Below are 20,248 nucleotides of genomic sequence, written 5' to 3'. Positions count from 1 at the left end.
GCCGACCGAGGACTACCAGCTGGTGCGCTCGAGTGTCCCGGTGAAGCTGCCCGAGGACGATCTGTTCGCCGGGGTCCGCGACCAGCCGGACGACTACTCAATCTAGGGGGCTGCTGAACAATGCTGTTCCGAGCGAGGACGTGCCGGGCGGGATGAGCTGCAAGGCCACATCTTGTGGGCGATAGTGGCCCTATGCCCCAAGGTGTGGCCGCCGCAGATCGCCCGATCCGGCGCGCCGCAGCCGGGACATGATTGCTCAGCAGTCTCCTGGGCGTGCGCACGACTCTCGCCCGGTTCGTCCACGACGATGCCCCGCGCGGGGCGCTAGCCTTGGCTGCATGGTCCCCCTGATGCTGGTGACGCCCGCCTGGCTGCCGCTCGCGATGGTCGGCGTGCTGATCCTGCTGCTGGCGTTCCTCTACTGGAGCATGCACCGCAACATCAACCGGATCGACATCGAGGACGAGCCCGCACCGGAGTCCCCGGTCTCGCCGCTGGACTGACCTCGCGTCCCGCTGCCTTCGCCGCGGTCGGGGAGCCCGACGCGGCTGACCTATGCTGACGGGCGTGAATCGCCTGGCCGAGGCCACCTCCCCGTACCTGCGGATGCACGCCGACAACCCGATCGAGTGGTGGGAGTGGGGGCCGGAGGCACTGGCCCACGCGCAGGCCTCCCAGCGTCCGATCCTGTTGTCGGTGGGCTACGCCGCCTGCCACTGGTGCCACGTGATGGCCCACGAGTCGTTCTCCGACGCTGCGGTCGCGGCGATCGTGAACCCCAACTTCGTCGCGATCAAGGTCGACCGCGAGGAGCGTCCGGACATCGACGCGCTCTACCTGAAGGCGACCCAGGCGCTGACCGGTTCCGGCGGCTGGCCGAACACGGTCTTCCTCACCCCGGACGGGCGTCCGTTCTTCGCCGGCACCTACTACCCACCGGTGCCGAGTGGCGGCATGCCGTCGTTCACCCAGGTGCTGGAGGCGATCGACGCCGCGTGGAAGGAGCGCCGTGAGGAGGCGGACGCCAGCGCGTCCGCCATCACCGAGCACCTGGCCGGCGCGTTCGCCCCGCCGGTGGCGCAGGGTGGCCGGCTCGACGTGTGGGCGGTGCTGGACGAGGTGAGCCGGGAGTTCGATCCGATCCACGGCGGTTTCGGGACCGCCCCCAAGTTCCCGGCACCGCTGCTGGTGGACGCCCTGCTGGTCAAGGGCGAGCCCGGCTCGCTGGATGTCGCCCAGCGAACGCTCGACGCGATGGCCCGCGGCGGCATCCACGACCAGGTCGGCGGCGGCTTCGCCCGGTACAGCGTCGACGCCGGCTGGGTGGTTCCGCACTTCGAGAAGATGCTCTACGACAATGCGCTGCTGCTCGGCGCCTACACCCGGGGGTGGCGGCGCGTCCCCGACCACGACCCGCTCCTGCGCGCCCAGTTCGAGCGGGCGGTGCGGGGCATCGTGGGCTGGCTGGAGCGTGAGTTGCGGCTGCCGTCCGGGGGGTTCTCCGCCTCGCTGGACGCCGACAGCCTCGATGCGCACGGCAGGCAGCACGAGGGCATCTACTACTGCTGGAGCCCCGAACTCCTGGCCGATGCGCTCGGGGAGGAGGACGGCGCCTGGGCCGCCGAGGTCTTCCACGTGACGACGGCCGGCACCTTCGAACACGGCCTCTCGACGCTGCAGCTGCGCGGCAACCCGGATCCGGAGCGGCTCGCGTCCATCTCGGGCCGGCTCCTGGCCGAGCGCCGGCAGCGGTTCGCCCCGGCCAGGGACGACAAGGTGGTCGCGGCGTGGAACGGCTGGGCGATCGACTCCCTGGTCTGGGCGGCGGAGGTGTTCGGCGAACCGGCCTGGCTCGAGCTCGCCCGTGACGCGTCGGAGTGCCTGTGGCGCGACCACTGGGACGGACGGCTGCACCGCTCGTCGCTGGCCGGCGTGGCGTCGCCGGTGGTCGGCTTCGCCGAGGACTACGGCGCGGTCGCGCTCGGTTTCGCCCGGCTGGCCGGCGCCCTGGGCGACGCGGAGTGGTTGCGGCGCGCCGAGCAGCTCCTCGACCAGGCGCGGGAGCTCTTCGACGCGGACGACGGCGGTTTCCACGACGCGGCCACCGACGCCGAGCAGTTGTGGGCACGGGCCAGGGACGTCAGCGACAACCCGACCCCGTCCGGCACGAGCGCGCTGATTGCCGCGCTGCGGCTGGTGGCGCTGCTCGCCGAGCGTCCGGAGCTCGACGCGCGGGCGAGCGCCGCAGCGGAGAGCCTGGTGGGCATCCTCGAGCAGGCGCCTCGCTTCGCCGGATCGGCGCTGGTGGACGCCCTGGTCTCCGACGAGGCGCGGACGGGCCTGCGTCCGGCGGTCGCGGTGGTGGTGGACGACGACCCGATCGGGGAGCGGGCCAGGGCAACCTGGCGGATGGCCCCGATCGGCACGGCCATCCTCACCGGCGCCGCGGGGACGCAGGGCTTCGCGCACCACTTCGACGACCGTCCGGGCCCGGACGTCTACGTCTGCCGCGGGACGACCTGCTTCGCGCCCACGTCCGACCTGGCCGAGCTCCGCGCCGCTCTCTGGAGCCGCGTCTGACCCGGCCACCCGGACGTCCTGGCCCGGGGGCGTCGCCACGGTCGCCCGCGACCTCGCCCCGTTGTCGGAATCCCAGCCGGCCATGGGCGGCCCGGATCCTGACGGCTCGGCGGGAGCGGACGATCAGCCGGCGTCCGGGATCCGGGTGCGGTGGAAGTTGAGGTAGGAGCGGCTGGCGGTCGGACCGCGCTGGCCGAGGTAGCGCGAGCCGTACGCGCTGGACCCGTAGGGATGTTCGGCGGGGGACGACAGCCGGAAGAAGCACAGCTGGCCGATCTTCATGCCGGGCCACAGCTTGATCGGAAGCGTGGCGACGTTCGACAGCTCCAGGGTGACGTGGCCGGAGAAGCCGGGGTCGACGAAGCCGGCGGTGGAGTGGGTGAGCAGGCCGAGGCGTCCCAGGGACGACTTGCCCTCGAGCCGGGCGGCGATGTCGTCGGGCAGCGTGACCACCTCGTAGGTGCTGGCCAGCACGAACTCGCCGGGATGCAGCACGAACGGCTCGTCGGTGGCGACCTCGACGAGGTGGGTGAGGTCGGGCTGTTCCTGCGCGGGGTCGATCACCGCGTACTTGTGGTTGTCGAACAGCCGGAACAGCCGGTCGATCCGCACGTCGACGCTGGACGGCTGGACCATCGCGTCGTCGAAGGGGTCGAGCACGACGCGTCCCGCTGCCAGTTCGGCGCGGATGTCACGGTCGGAGAGCAGCACGGCCCGAGAATACGCACATCCGGCGGGCCGGGCGGGGTGTCCCGGCAAGGACGCGTCCCCCGGGCCGGCGAGGAGGCGTGTCGACTCCTCGGTCGCGGGCCGCGGGAGGAGGGCCGGTCAGCCGAAGATCGCCACGGCGATGGCGGCGAAGTGGCAGGCGGCCGCGGCGATCGTGCAGGCGTGGAACACCTCGTGGAAGCCGAACCAGGTCGGGGACGGGTCGGGACGCCGGCGTCCGTAGACGACCGCGCCGAGGGTGTAGACCAGCCCGCCGAGCAGGATCAGGATCACGACGGCCGGGCCGCCGGAGGTCCAGAACGCCGGCATCCAGCCGACGCCGGCCCAGCCGAGCAGCAGGTAGCAGGCGACGTCGATCCAGCGCGGCGCGTTCTGCCAGAACACCCGGACCAGAACACCCACGACGGCCACCGACCAGATCAGCGTGAGCAGGGCGCTCGCGGCCGCGGGAGTGAGCAGGGCGAGGGCGATCGGGGTGTAGGTGGCGGCGATGAACACGAAGATGTTCGCGTGGTCCCAGCGGCGGAGCGCGGCCTTCACGCCGGGTCGCCAGCCGCCGAGGTGGTAGGTGGCGCTGGTGCCGAACAGCAGCAGCGAGCCGCCCAGCCAGACCGCGCTGCCCAGCTTCGTCGCCAGCGTCGGGGAGAGCACGATCAGCAGGATGCCGCCGACCAGCACCAGCGGCGTCATGCCGAGGTGGAGCCAGCCGCGCAGGCGTGGCCGCGGCAGTACGGGGGCGAGCGGTGCGGTCATCGGGGCGTCCTAAGCTACGGTGAGGTAACTTACGCAAGCGTAGGTTGAGGGGTCCGCACTTTCAAGCGCGGCGCGCCCACCGGTCGCCGGCGCTGATGATGCGGCCTGGACGCGTGGGCTCCCGGCTCGGCCGGACCTCGGGCGGGGTCCGGCGGCCCGCCACCCGGCCGCCCAACCCGACCGGCATCGCCTGTCGCGGGGTGCGCGACGCTAGGCTGGCAGTCATGTCGCTCGGGCTGCGGATTCGCGAAGCGGTGAACCGCCTGCAGCCGCTGGGCTTCCTCTACTCCGCCTACGAGACGCAGGTGCTGGCCCAGCTCGACCGGTCGGCTCTGCCGCGCCATGTCGCGGTGCTGGCGGACGGCAACCGCCGCTGGGCCCGCGCCAACGCCCCCGAGCAGCCGCTGGTGGTCGGCTACCAGGCCGGCGCCGACAAGCTGCGTGAGTTCGTCGACTGGTGCGCGGATCTCGGCATCGGCGTGGTCACCCTGTGGGTGCTGTCGACGGAGAACCTCACCCGCTCGGGTGCGGACGAGGTCGGCCCGCTGCTGCAGGTGATCGAGCGGCTGGTCGCCGACCTCTCCCACACCTACAACGTCCAGGTGGTCGGCGACGTGAGCCTGCTGCCGCAGGAGATGGCCACCCACCTGTCGGACGCGCAGCAGGCCTCTGGCGTCCACGACGGGATCCACGTGAACGTCGCCATCGCGTACGGCGGACGGCACGAGTTGCGCGACGCCGTCCGGTCGCTGCTGGCCAGCGAGGCGGAGAAGGGGACCAGCCTCGACGAACTCGCCGGCACCCTCGAGATCGACCACATCGCCGAGCACCTCTACACCGCCGGCCAGCCCGACCCCGACCTGATCATCCGGACCTCCGGCGAGCAGCGCATGTCCGGCTTCCTGATCTGGCAGTCCGCGCACTCGGAGTACTACTTCTGCGAGGCCCTGTGGCCCGACTTCCGCAAGGTCGACTTCATTCGGGCGCTGCGCTCCTACGCCCAGCGCGAGCGGCGCTACGGACGGTGAGTGATGGCCCTGCGCATCGAGCACGAGCAGCCCCCCGGTGCCGTCGTGCGTCGATCGCCTGGTGCGGCAGGGGACCGTCCCGTGGCCGCGCGCGCCGTGTTCGTCGGCGCTGCCCCGAACGGTCCCCCGTGAGCCCCGCGGGGTGACCGACGGTGCCCAGCCCGCTCCGCTCAGGCGTCGGCCAGGAGCAGTTCCAGCAGTGCGGACGACAGCGAGGGCGGCAGGTCCATCGCCTGGAGGGCTGCGATGCGGCGCGCGGGCGTGGTCTCCTGCTCGATGACGCGCCAGATCGCGCCCTTGGTCTCGTACTCCACCTGGGCCGCCGACAGGAGCCCGAAGACGAGCGACTCCACCTGGTTCGCGACCCTTGGCCCGTCCACAACGACACGGGCGCCGTCGGCCGTGGCCACGGTGACCTCGACGGGGTCCGCCTGCAGGCCGCGGACGAGGATCCGGTAGCGCCGCTGCGCGGGGAGCAGGTCGAGCGCGCCTTCGGCCGGCTCGATCCTCAGCGCCCGGTCGGCCTGGGACCAGCGGAACCGGGTGGTCACGGTCCTGGGCTCGGCCGCGTCGTCGTCCTCGTACAGGGTGAAGTCTCCGTCCGCGCCGGCGAACAGGTGCAGCTCGATCGCCTCGGGGTTGCCGGTGCCGAACTCGTCCGGCCAGGTCAGCGGCACGATCGCCCCCGCCCTGGCGAGAACGGGGTAGCCGGACAGTGGGCGGTGCAGCTGGACGGTGCGTCCGCCCGTGTACCGCACGCCGGTGAAGAAGTCGACCCACTCCCCGGCCGGCAGCCACGTGCTGACCTGTCCGAGCAGGGTCTGCCGGTCGGCAGGCGTGGTGATCGGCGCCACCAGCAGCTCGCTGCCGAAGCCGAAGGAGGTGCGCGCGGCCAGGGCCTCCGGTCGTGGGTCCAGCCAGTACAGCGGGCGCACCAGCGGCTCACCCAGCCGGTGCGCGCGCTCGGCCATCGTGTACAGGTAGGGCACCATCCGGTGTCGCAGTTGCAGCGCGTCGCCCATCGCGGTGCGCGCGTCCGCGGAGTACTTCCACGGCTCCTTCCCCGCGAACAGGTCGTCGGTGGAGTGCAGCCGGTTGATCGGGGAGAAGGCGCCGAGCTGGAACCAGCGGGCCACCATCTCGTCGTCCCGGTAGCCGAAGCAGTGGCCGCCGATGTCGTGGCTCCACCAGCCGTAGCCGATGTTCGCCGCGGTCGCGGTGAAGTACGGCTGGAAGTCCAGGCTCGCCCAGGTCGAGATCGTGTCGCCGGAGAAGCCGACCGGGTAGCGGTGCGAGCCCGGCCCGGCGTAGCGGGAGAAGGTGATCGGACGCTTCCCGTCCCTGCCCGAGTCGAGGAAGTGGAAATGGTTGAGCATCCACAGCGGGTCCAGGCCGGGAATCCTCGTGTGGGAGCCCTGCTGCCAGTCCAGCCACCAGAAGTCGACGCCCTCGTCCTCCAGGGGATGGAGTACTTCATTGAAGTACGCGACGAGGAAGTCGGGATCGGTGATGTCGAAGTTCACGGCCTCGCCCGTCTCGGCGTCGACCCCGAGCCGCCGGGCCAGGGCGGCGTAGCGGTCCTCGTAGGCGCGGACGCCGTCGGCGGGATGCAGGTTCAGCGACGTCCGCAGCCCGTGGGAGTGCAGCCATGCGAGGAACGCCGGCGGGTCGGGGAAGAGGTCGGTGTTCCAGGAGAACCCCGTCCAGCCGTGGCCGAAACGCGGATCGACGTCCACCCAGTGCCAGTCCATGTCGACGACCGCGACGCTGAACGGCAGCCGTTCCGCCTCGAACCGCTCGACCAACTCCTGGTACTCGGAGGCCGAGTAGGCGTAGTAGCGGCTCCACCAGTTGCCCAGCGCCCAGCGGGGCAGCAGCGGCTGCGGGCCGGTGAGCCGGTAGAAGTCGCGCACGGCGGCGGGGGCGTCCTTGCCGTAGCCGAAGTAGTAGAGGTCGGTGTTGCCCTCGATCCTGGGCGCCACCCAGCCGTCGACCAGCGGCAGCGTGGTGTCCTCCAGGACGGCGTAGCCGGTGGTCGAGACCAGGCCGTCCTCCAGCGGCAGCGGCCCGTCGACACCGTCCAGCGTCCGCGCGGTGCCGCCGAGATTGCCCTGCTGCCACTTGTCGGCCTGGAACCGGACGCCGTACCGCCAGTCGCTGTGATAGCCCAGGCCGCCGGCTTGGCGCACGAGCAGGCCGGACGCCGAGAACGGGCCCTCGTCGTAGTCCACGACCAGTGCTCCGGTGAACAGATGCAGGCCGGCCGCGTCCCTGGTCACCCGGAGGTCGACGGGACCGAGGTCGCGGTGCAGCGCGAACGGGGTGGCGCGGTCCTCGAACCGTCCGGTCGGTGAGTACTCCAGGCGCAACATGCGGGGGGTGAGGACGGTGATCCGGTAGTGGTCCCCGACGACCTGGTTGGCTACCGGTGCGACCGGCGAGGTCTCGATTGTCAGGTACTCGGGAAGGTCGGCCATGGGCGCGAGTCTAGGTGGGGCGCGCCGCCCGCCGCGCAGACGGCGTGCGTACTTGTGCCCGCGTCCCGGTGGCGCCCGTCCGCGAGAGGCGGGACCGGCGCGCCTCCCGACGCCACCCGTCCCTGAACGGGATAGGGGACAGACCCGTGAATGGGAAGGGAACCGTCCCCTGTCCGTTCAGGGGACGGTTCTTTTCCCGTTCGCTGGTCTGTCCCCAATTCCGTTCGCGATCGTTGCCCGGGGCGGGGACGGATGGGCATGTGACAGCTGGGTGAACTCCCACCCCGCGGACGGCGTGTCGGGGGAGCGGGCCCGGCGGCCGCGCCTACTCTCGGACCACGGACGGGTGCCCATCCGTCCGACGAGAGGCATCGCATGCGTCGTCCTGCTCGAGAGAGCGTGACCCGCGGGCCCGCGCCCGGGCCCCTGCCCTTCGGCTGACCACTTCGGTAGAGCCGGACGGGTGGCGATCCGGCTCGGACAAGGATCGATATGCCGTCGACCAGGACCGCCTTCACCGGCACCCGCGAGTCCGCGCTGGCGCTGAAGACCTACGTCATCGACACCTCCGTGCTGCTGAGCGACCCGAACGCCCTGCGCAACTTCGCCGAGCACGGCGTCGTCGTGCCGGTGGTGGTGATCACCGAACTGGAGGCCAAACGGCACCACCCCGAACTGGGCTACTTCGCGCGCACGGCGCTGCGCTACCTGGACGACCTGCGGGTGCGCTACGGCCGCCTCGACGCGCCCGTCCCCGTGAACGAGGTGGAGGGCACGCTGCGGGTCGAGCTGAACCACACCGACCCCGAGCTGCTGCCGCCGGGCTTCCGGCTGGGCGACAACGACTCCCGCATCCTCGCCGTCGCGCTGAACTACCGCGCCGAGGGTCATGACGTCGTGCTGGTCAGCAAGGACCTGCCGATGCGCGTGAAGGCGTCCGCGGTCGGGCTCGCCGCGGAGGAGTACCGCCACGAGCTCACCCCGGACTCCGGCTGGACCGGAATGGCCGAGGTGGACGTTCCCGCGGCCACGATCGAACGGCTCTACGCCGACGGCTCGGCCGTTGTTCCGGAGGCGATCGACCTGCCCGTCCACACCGGTGTCGTCCTGCACGGCACCAGTTCCTCCGCGCTCGGACGGGTGGTCGCCGACGGCTCGGTGCGGCGGGTGCTGGAGCGGGAGGCCTTCGGCATCCGCGGACGCTCCGCGGAACAGCGGGTGGCTCTCGACCTGCTGCTCGACCCGGAGGTCGGCATCGTCTCCCTCGGCGGGCGCGCCGGCACCGGGAAGTCGGCCCTCGCGCTCTGTGCGGGCCTGGAAGCGGTCCTGGAGCGCCGGTTGCACTCGAAGGTGATCGTGTTCCGCCCCTTGTACGCGGTCGGAGGGCAGGAACTCGGCTACCTGCCCGGCAGCGAGAGCGAGAAGATGTCGCCCTGGGGCCAGGCCGTCTTCGACACGCTCGGCTCGGTCGCGAGCCGGAACGTCGTGGACGAGGTGATCGCGCAGGACATGCTCGAGGTGCTCCCGCTCACCCACATCCGCGGACGCTCGTTGCACGACGCGTTCGTGATCGTCGACGAGGCGCAGTCGCTGGAACGCAACGTCCTGCTCACCGTGCTCAGCCGGATCGGGCAGAACTCCAGGGTCGTGCTCACCCACGATGTCGCGCAGCGCGACAACCTGCGGGTCGGCCGGCACGACGGGGTGGTCGCCGTCGTCGAGCGGCTCAAGGGCCACCCGCTGTTCGCGCACATCACGCTCACCCGGTCCGAGCGCTCGCCGATCGCGGCGCTGGTGACCGAGATGCTGGAGGACGTCGGGATCTGAGCCTCGCGGGAGGATCCCGCAAGCGTCGACCGCGACGCCTTCGGGACAGTCTGCTCGGTGACCGGGTCAGTCGGTGCGGGGGCCGGCGCCCACGAGGACCTTGGGCGCGGCCTCGACCGGGACGGCCCCGGGTGCGGGGCGAAGGCCGGGGACGGGTGCCGGACGCGGCCGGCGCGGGCGCGGGCCACCCCGCAGGGGCGAGGTCTCGTGCAGGAACAGCGCCACCGGGAAGCGGGAACGCGCGCAGGCGAGCAGCGCGACGACCGCGGACGCCCCGACCAGCCAGCCGCGGGCGCTGATCGTCGCCTCGTTGAGCAGGCGCCACGGGGTGTAGGCGGGCAGGTTCCAGGTCACCGAGGCCAGGACCAGGAAGTGCCAGCTCCAGTACAGGGCCACGTCCACCACGACCACGCTGAGCGTGACCCAGGTCCGGAACCCGACCAGCACCAGCAGCGGCAGGATCCAGAGTGTGTACTGGGGTGAGAACACCTTGTTCAGCAGCAGGTAGGCGGCCAGCAGTGCCAGCGAGCTGCCCAGGAGCGGGAACTCTCCGAGCCGTCGGGAGAGCCGTCCGGCGACGGCGAGAACCGCGGCCAGGCCGGCAGCCGTGGCGAGGGTGGCGAGCGTCATCAACGTCCGTTGCGGGAGGTCCACCCAGGTCGACAGGAAGTACCAGATCGACATCGTGTCCTGGGTGATCGTGCGGGACGCCTGGTAGGTCAGCGGGGCCAGCCAGCCCTCGGGGCTGGCGAGGGCGACGGGCAGGTTCACCGCCACCAGCAGCGCCACGGCGGCTGCCACCGCCTCCAGGCTGCGCCGGAGCCGCTGCCGGAACGGCGTCTGGCGGGGGCCGGGGCGTCCGACGACCAGCCAGACCACCAACGCAGGTCCGAGGACAAGGGGGAACAGCTTCAGCGCCCCGCCCAGGGCCAGCAGGAGCGCCGCGCCGAGGTAGCGGGGCCGCGACACCGTCCGCGGGTCTTGGCCGACGACGAGCGCGAGGGCCCCGACCATGCACACCACCGGCGGCAGGTCGACGTTGTAGGTGAGGTAGAAGACGAGGGCGGGAGCGGCCACCCATGCCCACGCCCGTGGGCCGGCGAAGCGGTACAGGACGACGGTCAGCACGCAGGCCAGCGCGCCCATTGCCACGGCGGTCATCGCGACGAAGCCGGCGAAGCTGGTCGCGGGAAGACTCAGCACCCACATCAGCAGGCCGGTCAGGACGGGGTACTCGACGGTCACCGGTGAGGAGTCCACGCTCGGCAGCAGGTTCAGGTACGGCAGGACGTGTTCCCTCAGCCCGCGCTCGAACCACATCACCTGGAGGTCGCTGTCGCAGCCGCGCGCCGCGGAGAAGCTGAGGGCCTTGCTGTAGCCGCCGAAGCACGGCGAGCGCAGCTCGTAGCTCAGCCATGCGGCCAGGACGGTCACGGCGACCATCGCCACCAACTGCCACGACAAGAGGCGGGGTCTCGGACTGCGGGGAGGTTCGGACATCTCCTGTGCAAGCTAGCGCGTCGACGTGTGCGCCCGGCGGGAGCCGTCTGTGCGCGGCCTGTCAGCGCCGGCCGTGATCCGAGGTCGAGACAGGGATGATGTGGACTTCCGACCTGGACCGAGTCGGGGACGGTTCCTTACTCGGTCCACGCCCCGGGGGCTCCACCGAGGTGGACCGAGTGGAGAACCGTCCCCGACTCGGTCCACCTCGGCTGGTTGAGCTTGTCGAAACCACCTGTCGTCGGTCCCGGAGGGCGACAGTCGGCGCTTCCCCAGCGCGGGATCAGAGCAGCGAGGCGGCCTCGGTCAGGACGCCGCGCAGGGTGGCGGTGATCTCGGCGAACTCGGGCTCGCCGATCGTCAGCGGCGGGGCGAGCTGGATCACCGGGTCGCCCCGGTCGTCGGCGCGGCAGTAGAGGCCCGCGTCGAAGAGCGCCCTCGACAGGAACCCGCGCAGCAGCCGCTCCGACTCTGCCTCGTTGAACGTCTGCCTGGTCGCCTTGTCCTTCACGAGTTCGATGCCGTAGAAGTAGCCGGCACCACGGACGTCACCGACGATCGGCAGGTCGAGCAGGGTTTCCAGGGACGCCTTGAAGGCCGGCGCGAGCGTGGCGACCCGGTCGTTGAGGCCCTCGGCCTCCATCAGGTCCAGGTTGGCCAGCGCGACCGCGGCGGACACCGGGTGCCCGCCGAAGGTGTACCCGTGGGAGAAGGTCGTGGTGCCGGTCCGGAACGGCTCGAACAGCCGGTCGGACGCGATCATCGCCCCGATCGGGGAGTAGCCGGAGCTCATGCCCTTGGCGCAGGTGATGATGTCGGGGACGTAGTCGAAGTCGGTGCACGCGAACATCGAGCCGATCCGTCCGAAGGCGCAGATCGTCTCGTCCGAGACCAGCAGGACGTCGTAGGCGTCGCAGATCTCACGAACCCGCTGGAAGTAGCCGGGCGGCGGCGGGAAGCAGCCGCCGGAGTTCTGGACGGGCTCCAGGAACACCGCGGCGACCGTGTCCGGCCCCTCGAATTCGATCGCCTCGGCGATCCGGTCCGCCGCCCACTGCCCGAACGCGAACTCGTCGTCGCGCAGATGCTCGGGCGCGCGGTAGAAGTCGGTGTTGGGCACCTTCAGCGCACCCGGCACGAGCGGCTCGTAGGGCGCCTTGGCCGAGGGGATGCCGGTGATCGACAGCGCGCCGTGCGGGGTGCCGTGGTAGGCGATCGACCGCGAGATGACCTTGGTCTTCGTCGGCGACCCGGTCAGCTTGAAGAACTGTTTGGCCAGCTTCCAGGCCGACTCCACGGCCTCGCCGCCGCCGGTGGTGAAGAAGACGCGGTTCAGGTCGCCCGGCGCGTAGCCGGCGAGCCGCTCGGCCAGTTCGACCGCGTTGGGATGCGCGTAGCTCCACAGCGGGAAGTAGGCGAGCTTCGCCGCCTGCTCGGCCGCGGCCTGCGCGAGCTCGGTGCGGCCGTGCCCGACCTGGACGGTGAACAGCCCGGCCAGACCGTCGAAGTACTCCCGGCCCGCGTCGTCCCAGATCCGGTGGCCCTGGCCACGGACGATGATCGGCACTGTCGCGCCGAGCCCGCCGGCCTCGGCCGGCTCGTACACGGATTGGCGGGTGAAGTGCCCCCACAGGTGGCTGCGGGCAGCGTCGGCGAGCGGTGTTCCGCCGCGCGTCGTCTCGGTCATCTGGTTCCCCAGTCGTAGTGCTGTTTGTTGAGTTTGAGGTAGACGAAGGTCTCGGTGTCGGTGACGCCGGGAATGGTGCGGATCGAGGTCATCAGGACGTCCAGCAGCTCCTGGTCGCCCTCGCAGACGAGTTCGACCAGCAGGTCGAAGCTGCCGGCGGTGGTCACGACGTAGTCGACCTGCGGGATCGCGCACAGCGCGTCCGCGATCGGCCCCACGTCGCCCCGGGTGCGGATTCCGATCATGGCCTGCCGGGTGAAGCCGACGACCATCGGGTCGGTGACCGCGACGATCTGCATGACCCCGGACTCGATCAGCTTCTGGACGCGCTGGCGCACCGCCCCCTCGGACAGCCCGACCTCAGCGGCGATGCTGACGAATGGCTTGCGGCCGTCGGTCTGGAGCAGCTCGATGATCCGCTTGCCGGTCTCGTCCAGCAGCGCGGCGGCGCGGGACGGGGCCGGCGGGGCTCCGGCCGACCCGGTCTGCGGTTGTGCCATGGAACAGATCCTGCCCTGCGATAGTCGGAGTTGGCAAACGTTACAGATACGATTTTCGTTGTAACTCTGTCGAAACGATTGCGGATTAGGGTGCTGGGCACCAAGATGCTCATCCATCGGCCGCGGGATCGGAGGGACGGATGGCGGACGTGACCCGGTCACGGGCCGTCCTCGGCCCTGCCCGCGTCACGTGTCCGGGTCCAGACGGGTACGGGCACCGCGGCCACGGAATGCGCACAGTGGCGCACGGCAATTCGTGAGGCCAGTCCACGACCAAGGAGGCGACATGCCGGAACGACCGGACCCCCTGCTCACATCGTTCGCCAGGGCGGCGATCTCGCGCCGCTCGGCGCTGGCCGGCATCGCGGGGGTTGCGGCCGCCGGGTTGCTGAGCGCCTGCGGCTCTCCGGGGCGCAATGCGACGGCGTCCGGCTCGGGATCCGCCAGCCCCACCCCGCGGGAGGCGACGGACCTGTCCGACACCGAGAAGGTCGTGAACTGGTCGAACTGGCCGGAGTACATCGACATCGGCGCCAAGGGCAACCACCCCAGCATCGACGCCTTCACCAAGCAGAGCGGGATCACGGTCAACTACAACGAGGACTACAACGACAACGACGAGTTCTTCGCCAAGGTCCGTCCGCTGCTGGAAGCCGGCCAGGACACCGGCCGCGACACCTGGGTCAGCACCGACTGGATGGTCGCCCGGCTGATCCGGCTGGGCTACGTCCTGCCGCTGAACAAGGACAACATCCCGAACTTCGCCAACCTCGAGCCGACGCTGTCGAACGTGGAGTTCGACCCGGGACGGACCTACTCCCTGCCCTGGCAGAGCGGCTTCACCGGGATCGCGTACAACCCGAAGGCGACCGACGGCAAGCAGGTCACGAGCATGGACCAGTTGCTCCACGACACCTCGCTGAAGGGCAAGGTGACCCTGCTCACGGAGATGCGCGACACCGTCGGCCTCGTGCTGCTCGAGCAGGGTGTGAGCCTGGACAGCGTCACCGCGGACCAGTTCAGCGCCGCGATCGAGGTGATCCAGCAGGCGAAGGACGCCGGTCAGATCAAGGGTTTCACCGGCAACGAGTACACCAAGCCGCTGGCCTCCGGCGACACGGCGGCGTGCGTGGCCTGGACCGGTGACGTCGTGCAATTGCGCGCCGACAACCCTTCCCTGGGCTACACGCTGCCGGAGAAGGGCTTCCCGATGTTCTCCGACAACTTCGTGATCCCCGCGATGGCCCAGCACAAGACCAACGCGGAGAAGCTGATCAACTACTACTACGACCCGACCGTGATGGCCCTGGTCACCGAGTACGTCAACTACATCTCGCCGGTCGCGGGCGTCAAGGACATCCTGGTCAAGAAGGACCCGGACACCGCGAACAACCAGCTGATCTTCCCCAACGAGGAGACCCTGGCCAGGGCGCAGGTGTTCCGTTCGCTGAGCTCGGAGGAGGAGACCTCCTTCAACCGGCAGTTCCAGTCGGTGGTGACCGGCTAGCCATGGCGTCCGCATCCACGCCGCGGAAGGCGTCCGGCGAGCTCAGGCTCACCGAACTGGTCCGGAAGTTCGACGATTTCGTCGCGGTCGCGGGGATCGACCTCGTGGTCCCGGCCGGGTCGTTCTTCGCGCTGCTCGGGCCGTCCGGCTGCGGCAAGACCACCACCCTGAGGATGGTCGCGGGGCTGGAGGAGCCCACGGCCGGACGGATCTTCCTCGGTACCGAGGACATCACCCACACCCGCGCGTTCCAGCGGCGCGTCAACACCGTCTTCCAGAGCTACGCGCTGTTCCCGCACCTGAACATCGTCGACAACGTCGGCTTCGGGCTGCGCCAGCTCAAGGTGCAGAACTGGAAGCGGAAGGCGATGGAGGCGCTCGAACTGGTCAAGCTCGCCGACCGGGCCACGCAGCGTCCCCGACAGCTGTCCGGCGGCATGCAGCAGCGTGTCGCGCTCGCCCGCGCGATCGTCAACGAACCGGAGGTGCTGCTGCTGGACGAGCCGCTGGGCGCGCTGGACCTGAAACTGCGCCGCGAGATGCAGCTCGAACTCAAGCGGATCCAGTCCGAGGTGGGGATCACGTTCATCCACGTCACCCACGACCAGGAGGAGGCCATGACGATGGCCGACACGGTCGCGGTGATGAATGCCGGCCACCTCGAACAGGTGGGGGCGCCGGCGGACCTGTACGACCACCCGGCCACCACCTTCGTCGCCAACTTCCTCGGCCAGTCGAACCTCCTCCCGCTGGAAGGGTTCACCGACCCGGGCGGCGAGTTCGTCACCGCGCACGCGCACGGCACCGGACTCGTCGTCGAGCGGGCGCAGCTGCCCGACGGGGTGGTGCCGGCTCCCGGCGACGTGCCCTCCGGCGGCGCCGGCGTGCAGCTCGGGATCCGTCCGGAGAAGCTGCGGATCCTCGGTGCGTCCGACGCGCCCAGCGCGAACCGGCTGGGCGGCACGGTGACCGACGCGTCCTTCACCGGCGTGGCCACGACCTACCTGGTCGCGATGCCGTGGGGCCAGGAGCTCACCGTGACCCGGCCCAACGACGGCTCGACGCCGGCTCGCCCCGGCGAACAGGTCACGCTCGGCTGGGACCCGCACCAGGCGTTCCTCGTCCCGGCGGCCGGCTGATGGCGTTCGCGACCCCGCTGGGCGGCACGGCACCGAGGCGGACGGCGCGGCGCCGCGGGTACTTCGTCCCGATCGTGCTGCTGACCCCCGCCATGCTGTGGCTGACGGTCTTCTTCATCGTGCCGACGATCTCGCTGGCCTCCCAGTCGCTGCAGACCGGTGACATCGACAACGGCTACACGCTGACCTGGAACTTCGCGATCTACGGCGACGTGCTCAGCCGGTACTGGACGCAGTTCGTCCGCTCGATCCTGTACGCCGCGATCGCCACGCTCGGCACCCTCCTGCTCGGCTACCCGCTGGCGTGGTTCATCGCGCACCGGTCGGGCCGGTGGAAGGGCATGCTGCTGGTGCTGGTGGTGGCGCCGTTCTTCACGAACTTCCTGATCCGCACCCTCGCCTGGCAGATCATCCTGACCGACGAGGGCTGGGTGGCCGGGTTCTTCCGCGCCACCGGGCTCACCCACGTGCTGCAGTGGCTGCAGCTGACCAGCAACGACTCGCTGCTGTTCTCGCCGTTCGCGGTGGTCTGCGGCCTGGTCTACAACTTCCTTCCGTTCATGGTGCTGCCGCTGTACACCTCGCTGGACCGGCTCGACACCCGGCTCCTGGACGCGGCCGGCGATCTGTACGCGAACGGCTGGAACACGTTCTGGAAGGTGATCTGGCCGCTCTCGCTGCCGGGGGTGGTGTCCGGCACGCTGCTGACCTTCATCCCCGCCGCGGGCGACTACATCAACTCCAAGCTGCTGGGCAACACCCAGACCGTGATGATCGGCCAGGTCATCGACTCCCAGTTCCTGCGGGTGCTCGACTACCCGGCCGCCGCCGCGCTGTCGTTCATCCTGATGGCGACGATCATCATCCTGGTCGCGGTCTACGTCCGCGCCGCCGGAACCGAGGAGCTCGTCTGATGGACTGGCTGCGACGCAATCTGGTGGTGATCGCCGGGGTGCTGGTGATGGTGTACATCCTCGTCCCCAACCTGGTGGTGATGATCTTCTCGTTCAACAAGCCCGGCGGGCGCTACAACTACCAGTGGACCGAGTTCTCCCTCGATGCCTGGCTGCACCCGTGCGCGAGCGCCGGCATGTGCGACGCGCTCGGGCTGAGCCTGTGGGTGGCGGTCGCCTCGGCGCTGGTCTCGACCGTGATCGGGACGGCGGCGGCGTTCGCGCTGGGCCGCTACCGGTTCCGCGGACGCGCGGCCACCAACCTGCTGGTCTTCTTCCCGATGGCCACGCCCGAGGTGGTGATGGGCTCCTCGCTGCTGACCCTGTTCGTCGCGATGGGCGTCCCGACCGGCCAGACCACGATCCTGATCGCACACATCCTGTTCACCCTCTCGTTCGTGATCACGACGGTGAAGGCGCGGGTGGCCTCGCTCGACCCGGCCCTCGAACAGGCCGCCGCCGACCTGTACGCCACGCCTGCGCAGGCCTTCTGGAAGGTCACCTTCCCGCTGGTGGCGCCCGGCATCGGTGCGGGGGCTCTGCTCGCCTTCGCCCTGAGCTTCGACGACTACATCGTGACGAACTTCAACGCGGGGGCCACCACGGTCACGTTCCCGATGTACGTGTGGGGCGCGTCGCAGCGCGGGGCCCCCGTCCAGGTCAACGTGGTCGGGACGGTCATGTTCGTGGGTGCCATCGCGATCGTCGGCATCGCGCAGGCGATCGGCGCCCGGAGGAGGAAGGTGGCGCAGTAGTGCGCATTCTGGTGGTGGGATCCGGGGGTGTCGGCGACGCAGTGGCGCGGATCGCGGCCCGGCGAGGGTTCTTCGAGCGGATGGTCGTCGCGGACTTCGACCCGGCCAGGGCGCGGGCGAGTGTCGCCGCCGCGGTGGCCGCGGGAGGAGGGGAGCGGTTCGTCGCCGCCAGCGTGGACGCGTCCGACCCGGCGTCCGTGGCGGCCCTGGCCAGGGAACACGGGATCACCCACGTCCTCAACGCCGTCGACCCGCGGTTCGTGATGAGCGTGTTCACCGGCGCCTTCGACGCGGGTGCCGACTACCTCGACATGGCGATGAGCCTGTCGCACCCGCACCCCGAGCGCCCCTACGCCGAGGTCGGGGTGAAGCTCGGCGACGAGCAGTTCGCCCTGGCGGCGGAGTGGGAGGCCGCGGGCCGGCTGGCCCTGGTCGGGATGGGGGTCGAGCCGGGCCTGTCGGACGTGTTCGCGAGGTACGCGTCCGACCACCTGTTCAGCGAGATCGACGAACTGGGGACGCGGGACGGCGCGAACCTCGTGGTGCGCAACGAGGCCGGCGAGGAGATCTTCGCCCCGTCCTTCTCGATCTGGACCACGATCGAGGAGTGCCTGAACCCGCCGGTCATCCACGAGGCGGGCCGCGGCTGGTACACCACGCCGCCGTTCAGCGAGCCCGAGGTGTTCGACTTCCCCGAGGGCATCGGCCCGGTGGAGTGCGTGAACGTCGAGCACGAGGAGGTGCTGCTGATGCCGAGGTGGCTCAAAGCGGGTCGGGTGACGTTCAAGTACGGCCTCGGCGAGGAGTTCATCGGCGTCCTGAAGACCCTGCACGCGCTCGGCCTGGATCGCACCAGGCCGGTGCGCGTCAAGGGCGTCGAGGTGTCGCCACGGGACGTCGTCGCCGCCGTCCTGCCCGACCCGGCGACGATCGGGCCGCGGATGACCGGCAAGACCTGCGCGGGCTTGTACGTCACCGGCACCGGCACCGACGGGCAGCAGCGGCGGGTGTACCTGTACCACGTCGTCGACAACCAGACCACGATGGCCGACTACGGTGCACAGTGCGTGGTGTGGCAGACCGCGATCAACCCGGTGGTGGCGCTGGAGCTGCTGGCCACCGGGACCTGGTCGGGGAAGGGAGTGCTCGGGCCGGAGGCTTTCGATGCGGTCCCGTTCCTCGAGCTGCTGGCCGCGCCGGCACCGTCCGGGTACGGCTCGGGGTGGGGAATGGAGGAGCGATGAGTGTGGTCCAGCGAGAGCGGACGCTCCGCACTGCGCTGCCGGGGCCGGCCTCGCAGGCGCTGGCCGGCCGGAGGCGGGCGGCGGTGTCGTCCGCGGTGAGCGTGGGCAACGACATCTACATCGACCACGGCGACGGCGCGATCCTCGTCGACGTCGACGGCAACCAGCTGATCGACTTCGGCTCGGGCATCGCGGTGGCGTCCGTCGGACATGCGGCGCCCGCGGTGGTGGCCGCGGTGAGCGAGCAGGCGGCGAGGTTCACCCACACCTGCTTCATGGTGAACCCGTACCCCGGCTACGTCGAGGTCTGCGAGAAGCTCAACGAGCACACCCCCGGCGGCCACGAGAAGCGCTCCGCCCTGTTCAACTCCGGCGCCGAAGCCGTCGAGAACGCGGTGAAGATCGCCCGCGCGGCCACCGGCCGACAGGCCGTGATCGCGTTCGACCACGCCTACCACGGGCGGACGAACCTCACGATGGCACTCACCGCCAAGGTGCAGCCGTACAAGGACGGCTTCGGGCCGTTCGCGCCCGAGGTGTACCGGATGGGCATGGCCTATCCGTACCGCTGGCCCGGGGGAGCGGAGCGGTGCGCGGAGGAGGCGTTCGCGGAGTTCACCTCCCGCGTCCACGTGCAGGTGGGCGAGGACCATGTGGCGGCCGTCCTGCTCGAGCCGATCCAGGGTGAGGGCGGCTTCATCGTGCCGGCGCCAGGCTTCGTGAGCATGCTGTCCCAGTGGTGCGCCGCCCACGGTGCGGTGTTCATCGCCGACGAGGTGCAGACCGGCTTCTGTCGCACCGGAGACTGGTTCGCGTCCGAGTTCGAAGGGGTCGTGCCCGATCTGGTCGCCACGGCCAAGGCGATGGGCGGAGGGCTGCCGCTGGCGGCGGTGACCGGCCGGGCCGAGATCATGGACGCGCCCGTGGCCGGCGGGCTGGGCGGCACCTTCGGCGGGAACCCGATCTCCTGTGCGGCTGCGCTGGCGGCGATCGGGATGATGGAGGCCGACGACCTCGCCGGCCGTGCCCAGCGGATCGGTGAGCGGATCACCGGCCGGCTCGGGGAGTTGGCGGCGGTCCACCCGCAGATCGGGGAGATCCGGGGCCGGGGCGCCATGCAGGCCGTCGAGGTGGTGGTTCCGGACGGCACGAAGACCCCGGACGCCGCGCTGACCAAGGCGGTCCTGGCCGGCTGTGCGCGGCGCGGCGTGGTGATGCTCGGCTGCGGCACGTTCGGGAACGTGATCCGGATGCTGCCGCCGCTGGTGATCGGCGACGCCCTCGTCGAGGACGCGATGGACGTGCTCGCCGAGTCGTTCGCCGAGGCCCTCGCCTGACCGTCCCGCCGGCGCCGTCCTGGGGTTCCGTCCCTGCCGCCCCGATCGCGGGACCGCCGGGCTCGGCCGACCGACCGCCCGGGGACGGTTCTTTTCCCGTTCGCTGGTGCGTCCCCTTTTCCGTTCACAGAACGACGCCCCCGACGAGCTGAACGGGATAAGGGACGGTTCCCTGAAGGGGAAAGGAACCGTCCCCTGAACGGGAAAGGGGGACGGTTCCCTGAAGGGGAAA

General features: G+C 70.6%; 16 protein-coding genes. 10 read left to right on the top strand and 6 right to left on the bottom strand.

Annotation, left to right across the window (positions count from 1 at the left end; genetic code table 11):
- Positions 1 to 338: 338 nt before the first annotated feature.
- A complete protein-coding gene (locus QM633_RS02910) occupies positions 339 to 503 on the top strand; it encodes a hypothetical protein (RefSeq protein WP_415152223.1) in 165 nt (54 codons plus the stop codon).
- 64 nt (positions 504 to 567) lie between these two features.
- Positions 568 to 2,580: a thioredoxin domain-containing protein gene (locus tag QM633_RS02905; RefSeq protein ID WP_415152222.1), complete on the top strand. Its 2,013-nt coding sequence runs from the start codon at positions 568 to 570 to the stop codon at positions 2,578 to 2,580.
- Between the two features lie 123 nt (positions 2,581 to 2,703).
- Here the strand turns inward: QM633_RS02905 and dcd are convergent, their stop codons facing one another.
- Together dcd and trhA are read right to left on the bottom strand one after the other, a co-directional pair.
- On the bottom strand, positions 2,704 to 3,291 hold the full coding sequence (gene dcd / locus QM633_RS02900; protein WP_415152221.1) for a dCTP deaminase: 588 nt from the start codon (positions 3,289 to 3,291) through the stop codon (positions 2,704 to 2,706).
- 117 nt (positions 3,292 to 3,408) lie between these two features.
- Positions 3,409 to 4,062, bottom strand: a complete 654-nt coding sequence (trhA, locus tag QM633_RS02895; RefSeq protein WP_415152220.1) for a PAQR family membrane homeostasis protein TrhA — start codon at positions 4,060 to 4,062, stop codon at positions 3,409 to 3,411.
- Between the two features lie 224 nt (positions 4,063 to 4,286).
- Between trhA and uppS the strand changes: the two genes are divergently transcribed.
- A complete protein-coding gene (uppS, locus tag QM633_RS02890) occupies positions 4,287 to 5,090 on the top strand; it encodes a polyprenyl diphosphate synthase (RefSeq protein ID WP_415152219.1) in 804 nt (267 codons plus the stop codon).
- Positions 5,091 to 5,260: 170 nt separating this feature from the next.
- On the opposite strand, the gene QM633_RS02885 is transcribed toward uppS, so the two are convergent.
- Positions 5,261 to 7,567, bottom strand: coding sequence for a TIM-barrel domain-containing protein (locus QM633_RS02885; protein WP_415152218.1), 2,307 nt, complete (start codon positions 7,565 to 7,567; stop codon positions 5,261 to 5,263).
- A 492-nt stretch (positions 7,568 to 8,059) separates the two neighbouring features.
- On the opposite strand from QM633_RS02885, the gene QM633_RS02880 reads away from it, so the two are divergent.
- Positions 8,060 to 9,394 (top strand): PhoH family protein, encoded by a 1,335-nt coding sequence (locus tag QM633_RS02880; protein ID WP_415152217.1) that lies wholly within the window; start codon positions 8,060 to 8,062, stop codon positions 9,392 to 9,394.
- 66 nt (positions 9,395 to 9,460) lie between these two features.
- Here QM633_RS02880 and QM633_RS02875 read toward each other — a convergent pair whose 3' ends face one another.
- The 3 genes from QM633_RS02875 to QM633_RS02865 form a co-directional block, all read right to left on the bottom strand.
- The gene (locus tag QM633_RS02875) at positions 9,461 to 10,858 is read right to left on the bottom strand and encodes a glycosyltransferase 87 family protein (RefSeq protein WP_415152216.1); all 1,398 of its coding nucleotides are present in this window, start codon (positions 10,856 to 10,858) and stop codon (positions 9,461 to 9,463) included.
- A 319-nt stretch (positions 10,859 to 11,177) separates the two neighbouring features.
- Positions 11,178 to 12,581: an aspartate aminotransferase family protein gene (locus QM633_RS02870; RefSeq protein ID WP_415152215.1), complete on the bottom strand. Its 1,404-nt coding sequence runs from the start codon at positions 12,579 to 12,581 to the stop codon at positions 11,178 to 11,180.
- The gene (locus QM633_RS02865) at positions 12,578 to 13,018 is read right to left on the bottom strand and encodes an Lrp/AsnC family transcriptional regulator (protein WP_415152225.1); all 441 of its coding nucleotides are present in this window, start codon (positions 13,016 to 13,018) and stop codon (positions 12,578 to 12,580) included. Before QM633_RS02865 ends, QM633_RS02870 begins: the two co-directional genes overlap by 4 nt.
- Positions 13,019 to 13,367: 349 nt before the next feature.
- Here QM633_RS02865 and QM633_RS02860 point away from each other — a divergent pair, with 349 nt between their 5' ends.
- The 6 genes from QM633_RS02860 to gabT are packed head-to-tail and all read left to right on the top strand — an operon-like array spanning position 13,368 to position 20,016.
- The gene (locus tag QM633_RS02860; protein ID WP_415152214.1) at positions 13,368 to 14,588 is read left to right on the top strand and encodes a spermidine/putrescine ABC transporter substrate-binding protein; all 1,221 of its coding nucleotides are present in this window, start codon (positions 13,368 to 13,370) and stop codon (positions 14,586 to 14,588) included.
- Between the two features lie 2 nt (positions 14,589 to 14,590).
- Positions 14,591 to 15,727 (top strand): ABC transporter ATP-binding protein, encoded by a 1,137-nt coding sequence (locus tag QM633_RS02855; protein ID WP_415152213.1) that lies wholly within the window; start codon positions 14,591 to 14,593, stop codon positions 15,725 to 15,727.
- A complete protein-coding gene (locus QM633_RS02850) occupies positions 15,727 to 16,641 on the top strand; it encodes an ABC transporter permease (protein WP_415152212.1) in 915 nt (304 codons plus the stop codon). The genes QM633_RS02855 and QM633_RS02850 overlap by 1 nt, the downstream gene beginning before the upstream one ends.
- A complete protein-coding gene (locus tag QM633_RS02845) occupies positions 16,641 to 17,435 on the top strand; it encodes an ABC transporter permease (protein WP_415152211.1) in 795 nt (264 codons plus the stop codon). The genes QM633_RS02850 and QM633_RS02845 overlap by 1 nt, the downstream gene beginning before the upstream one ends.
- Positions 17,435 to 18,679, top strand: coding sequence for a saccharopine dehydrogenase C-terminal domain-containing protein (locus QM633_RS02840; RefSeq protein WP_415152210.1), 1,245 nt, complete (start codon positions 17,435 to 17,437; stop codon positions 18,677 to 18,679). Before QM633_RS02845 ends, QM633_RS02840 begins: the two co-directional genes overlap by 1 nt.
- A complete protein-coding gene (gabT, locus tag QM633_RS02835; protein WP_415152209.1) occupies positions 18,676 to 20,016 on the top strand; it encodes a 4-aminobutyrate--2-oxoglutarate transaminase in 1,341 nt (446 codons plus the stop codon). Before QM633_RS02840 ends, gabT begins: the two co-directional genes overlap by 4 nt.
- Positions 20,017 to 20,248: the final 232 nt, after the last annotated feature.

The organism is Propionicimonas sp., assembly GCF_047606205.1.
Taxonomy (GTDB): domain Bacteria; phylum Actinomycetota; class Actinomycetes; order Propionibacteriales; family Propionibacteriaceae; genus Propionicimonas.
This window is presented reverse-complemented; position numbering and strand designations above follow the sequence as displayed.

Coding starts and splice junctions, on each gene's coding strand:
- QM633_RS02910 (WP_415152223.1), top strand. CDS start 339: ATGGTCCCCCTGATGCTGGTGACGCCCGCCTGGCTGCCGCTCGCGATG.
- QM633_RS02880 (WP_415152217.1), top strand. CDS start 8,060: ATGCCGTCGACCAGGACCGCCTTCACCGGCACCCGCGAGTCCGCGCTG.
- QM633_RS02885 (WP_415152218.1), bottom strand. CDS start 7,567: ATGGCCGACCTTCCCGAGTACCTGACAATCGAGACCTCGCCGGTCGCA.
- uppS (WP_415152219.1), top strand. CDS start 4,287: ATGTCGCTCGGGCTGCGGATTCGCGAAGCGGTGAACCGCCTGCAGCCG.
- trhA (WP_415152220.1), bottom strand. CDS start 4,062: ATGACCGCACCGCTCGCCCCCGTACTGCCGCGGCCACGCCTGCGCGGC.
- QM633_RS02860 (WP_415152214.1), top strand. CDS start 13,368: ATGCCGGAACGACCGGACCCCCTGCTCACATCGTTCGCCAGGGCGGCG.
- QM633_RS02850 (WP_415152212.1), top strand. CDS start 15,727: ATGGCGTTCGCGACCCCGCTGGGCGGCACGGCACCGAGGCGGACGGCG.
- QM633_RS02855 (WP_415152213.1), top strand. CDS start 14,591: ATGGCGTCCGCATCCACGCCGCGGAAGGCGTCCGGCGAGCTCAGGCTC.
- QM633_RS02845 (WP_415152211.1), top strand. CDS start 16,641: ATGGACTGGCTGCGACGCAATCTGGTGGTGATCGCCGGGGTGCTGGTG.
- QM633_RS02870 (WP_415152215.1), bottom strand. CDS start 12,581: ATGACCGAGACGACGCGCGGCGGAACACCGCTCGCCGACGCTGCCCGC.
- gabT (WP_415152209.1), top strand. CDS start 18,676: ATGAGTGTGGTCCAGCGAGAGCGGACGCTCCGCACTGCGCTGCCGGGG.